The organism is Streptomyces sp., assembly GCF_035563135.1.
Taxonomy (GTDB): domain Bacteria; phylum Actinomycetota; class Actinomycetes; order Streptomycetales; family Streptomycetaceae; genus Streptomyces.
The window spans coordinates 1-3,681 of record NZ_DATMVN010000742.1 but is presented as its reverse complement, the minus strand read 5'-3'; the positions used below and the strand labels follow the sequence as shown (position 1 = coordinate 3,681).

Sequence of the window (3,681 nt, the reverse complement as noted above, 5' to 3'; positions counted from 1 at the left end):
ACCGAGATCGTGCTCAGCGTGCGATGGAACGGGTCTCCCGGTTGGCGCGTAGGCTCGACAGGACTCTGGGAGGAGAATCTTGTCGAGTTTGAGCTTCCCGTCGGCGCGGGCGGTCGGACGCGGGGCGGCCTGGTACCGCGGGGATTGCCACGTGCACTCCGTCCACTCGGACGGGGAACTCTCCCCCGAAGCGTTGGCCGTCCGGGCGAGGGCGGCCAGGCTCGACTTCATCGCGACGACGGAGCACAACTCGGTCGCGGCCCCGGGGGTGTGGGGGCATTTGGCCGCCGATGACTTTTTGATCCTTCTCGGCGAAGAGGTGACCACGGAGACCGGGCACTGGCTCGCGCTCGGCCTCAATCCCGGCGAGGTCGTCGACTGGAACCACCAGGTCAGGGACGGACTGGTGGACAAGTGCTTGGACCAGGTCCACCGAGCAGGGGGCCTGTGCGTGGCCGCGCACCCACATGCGCCCTACCCGTCGGGCGACTTCATGTTCCCCTTCCTTGGCTTCGATGTGGTGGAGGTATGGAACGGTCTGTGGACTTCGGACCGGCCCTGGAATGCCGACAACGAGGCGGCCCTGGCCGAATGGGGGCGGAGCCTCGCGGCGGACCTTCGCACGGGCTCGTGGCGGCCGGCGATGGGCAACAGCGATACCCACTTGGAAGGGCAGATCGGGATCCCTCACACCGTGGTCTTCGCTGAGGAACTGAGCGCGGAGGCAGTGCTGGCCGGGATCTGTGCCGGCCGCAGCTGGATTGCCGAGTCGGCGGATGTGGACGTGTCGTTCACCGCCCATGCGGCTGGCCGCGTTGCCGGGGTGGGCGAGTGGCTCGCGACTCAGGGTGGGCAGGTGGAAGTGCATGCTGCAGTACGGGGCGTGCCGGCGGGGACCGTCAGCTTCCACACCGATCGAGGAAAGGTCCACCGAGCTCCCCTCCCTGATGACGGGCCGGGAGCGGTGCAGTGGGATACGACAGCGGAGCGGTCAGCGTTCGTCCGCATCGAGGTCCGACATCACAGCGGGCACGTCGCCGCACTCACCAATCCGATCATCCTCAACTGACCGCTCATTTCATCGTGCGGTCCGCAGGCGGCGGAGGCACATGAGGCTGCATGCCAGTTCGAGCAGGCCCTGATGAAGGTCGGCGCGTCGTTCGTAGCGAATCCGGAGTCGTTTGAACTGGTGCAGCCAGGCGAAGGCCCGTTCCACCACCCAGCGGACTTTGCCGAGCCCTGAGCCGTGGACGACGCCGCGTCGGGCGATCATCGGCTTGATGCCGCGCTTCCACAGCAGGCGGCGGTATTTGTCGAAGTCGTAGCCCCGGTCGGCATACAGGTGCCGCGGCTTGCGGCGAGGCCGTCCTCGTAGCCCCCGGATCGGCGGGACCGCGTTGAGCAGCGGCAGCAGCTGGGTGATGTCGTGGCGGTTGCCGCCGGTGAGCGTGACGGCGAGCGGGGTTCCGTGCCGGTCGACTATCAGGTGGTGTTTGGAGCCGGGCCGGGCGCGGTCGACTGGCGAGGGGCCGACGTGATCCCCCCTTTTAGGGCCCTGACATGCGAGCCGTCAACAGCGCAGTGCTCAAGATCCAGCAGGGCGGCGCGGCGAAGCTCGGGCAGCAGGGCTGCGTGCAGGCGCGGCCAGACGCCAGCCTCGGTCCAGTCTCGCAGGCGACGCCAGGCCGTCACCCCGGAGCAGCCGACCGTTTCAGCCGGGACATCACGCCAGGCGACACCAGTCCGCAGTACGTACATCACCCCGGTGAGGGCCGCCCGGTCGGGAACACGCAGTCGCCCGGGGTGGCGGCGGCGCCGCTCAGGAGCGGGCGGCAGGAGCGGAACCACCCGTTCCCACAAGTCATCCGGAACAAGATCAGCACGCACCCGGACACCTTGCCGACCAAGATCGCTAGATGCAAGACCCGCGGTTCAACTCATTCTGAAACGATCAGTTAGCTGCGGAGAGCCGGAGAGCCGCCGCGAGACGCTGCGCCCTCTGCCTCTCTGGTGCGGGTCGCCGCAGCAGCCCGCACCAGAGAGGTTTTCTGCCGATTCAGGGTTCAGTGGGTCGTGCTCGGACGGGACACGCGGGGCCTTCCGCACCTCGCAGCATGGTGATCCTCGACCATGCCAACAAGCTGCGGAAGTGTGTCTCCATGCTCGACGTCACACAGGCGTTGGCTGCACGCTGAGTGAACTAGCTCGAGATCGTGCTTGGCGGGGTCGTCGGAGCCCTGGATCTGGTAGTCATCCCAGCAGATCTCCGCGACGGGCGGGACCGGGAGGACTGCTGAGGTGCTGGCCGCATTCGTTGCGGCGGCGATGGCCCAGGCTTGCGCGGCGTCCTCGTCGTCCTGTTCGCTGGCTGCTTCCTGCGGGGCGAAGGTCTCCAGTACGCGGCAGCCCTCTTCTGGGGCCTCCGTTGTCAGGCAGTCACAGCCCGTCGCCGCGTGGCGGAGCAGGTGTACGTAGCTTGTGCCAGGGAAGCGCCCCGCCGCGTTGAGCGTCGCGAGTTCGCGGCGCACCTCAGGCAGGAGGGCGCGCGCGGTTTCAGGGGTGTCCAGCAGGTCGCAGAACTCCCAGCCGACGGCGATGCTGTCGCGCTCGGCGTACAGCGCGTACAGGCCGGTGGAGTCGGATGTGGATGCGTCGGTGCCCTCAGGGTCCGACAGGGCTGCTACTGAGTTCATGGGATGCTCCGCTGTTAGGGGTGGAGACTTGTCGCCCTCACGGAAGGCACCCGCAAACTATGTAATTAGCCAGGCTTATTCAATGCACTGCATCCGTTGCTTCCGCCGATGTTCCCGGGCTCGTTGAGCACGGGCGCCTGCCCTGGCTGAGAGGCGACGCACGGCGGTCAGGCCTCGTCGCGCGGGCGCCACTCATGCCGCAGGTTGTCGCGGTCGTTGGAGGCGATCTGGGTGCGGACGCGTGAGTGGCTTACGCGTCTCTCACCTCACGAGCGGAGCGGCCTGTCCGCCTGGCCGCGCCCTCACTTGGGGCGGTCTGCCCACAGGACAGTGGGCAGCTGGAGATGCGGGCCGTGTTACTGCGGGGCCTTGGTCGGTCCGTCCCAAGCCGGATCTGCCAGCACGGCGTGGTTGGCGGAGTCCCAGGCAGGGTCTCCTGGCATTGCCTGGCTGAGGGCGCCAGCTGAAAGCGCGCTGCCTGCCACGATGCTGGCGGCCACCGCGAGGCCCAGTACTGCCGCAACTGCCGCGGCTCTGCTTCGGATCGCGCGAGAGCGGGTGGGGTGTTGGTCCGAAGGATGGTGCGCGAGGTGACAGGTGCGGTTGGTCGCTGTTGCTCTGGACAAAGGAGCCTCCATCAGTGGTGATTGGCCTGGGCCAAGTTTGCACTTGCGGGAACAGTACCCGCGAGGAGCAGAGCCGGAATGGCTACGCTCGTCCCGCACGGCGCTGCAAAAGGCCCTCCTGTCCCGCCTGGCGGGACGGGACCACGTGGACGTGGTAGTGCCTGAGACATGGCGACGGGCCAGCAACCACCCCTGCACCAAGTGCTCGAGGTACCGCGATCGATACTGTCGCGGCCTGGAAGGGGTTGCTGGCCCGTCGGTCCATCAGAGTAGCGCGCGCCGGCCGTGGTCCGCCACGGTCGGCTTTCCCAGTTACTGCTCGCGCGGGGCAGTTCGGCGCCGGTGCCGCCGGGTTTTTGCGA

Annotated in this window: 3 protein-coding genes; 1 reads left to right on the top strand and 2 read right to left on the bottom strand. The window is 67.7% G+C overall.

All coding sequences use genetic code 11. The features are described from left to right. The first annotated feature begins 151 nt into the window (after window positions 1–151). On the top strand, window positions 152–1,069 hold the full coding sequence (locus VN520_RS33220; protein WP_414720030.1) for a CehA/McbA family metallohydrolase: 918 nt from the start codon (window positions 152–154) through the stop codon (window positions 1,067–1,069). A 9-nt stretch (window positions 1,070–1,078) separates the two neighbouring features. Here the strand turns inward: VN520_RS33220 and VN520_RS33215 are convergent. Together VN520_RS33215 and VN520_RS33210 are read right to left on the bottom strand one after the other, a co-directional pair. Further along, a protein-coding gene (locus tag VN520_RS33215; RefSeq protein WP_414720029.1) for an IS5 family transposase occupies window positions 1,079–1,887 on the bottom strand; the annotation gives its coding sequence in 2 pieces (ribosomal slippage) (window positions 1,079–1,558 and window positions 1,561–1,887; 807 coding nt in all). Window positions 1,888–2,063: 176 nt separating this feature from the next. Continuing rightward, window positions 2,064–2,693: a hypothetical protein gene (locus VN520_RS33210; RefSeq protein WP_325750657.1), complete on the bottom strand. Its 630-nt coding sequence runs from the start codon at window positions 2,691–2,693 to the stop codon at window positions 2,064–2,066. Window positions 2,694–3,681 lie beyond the last annotated feature (988 nt).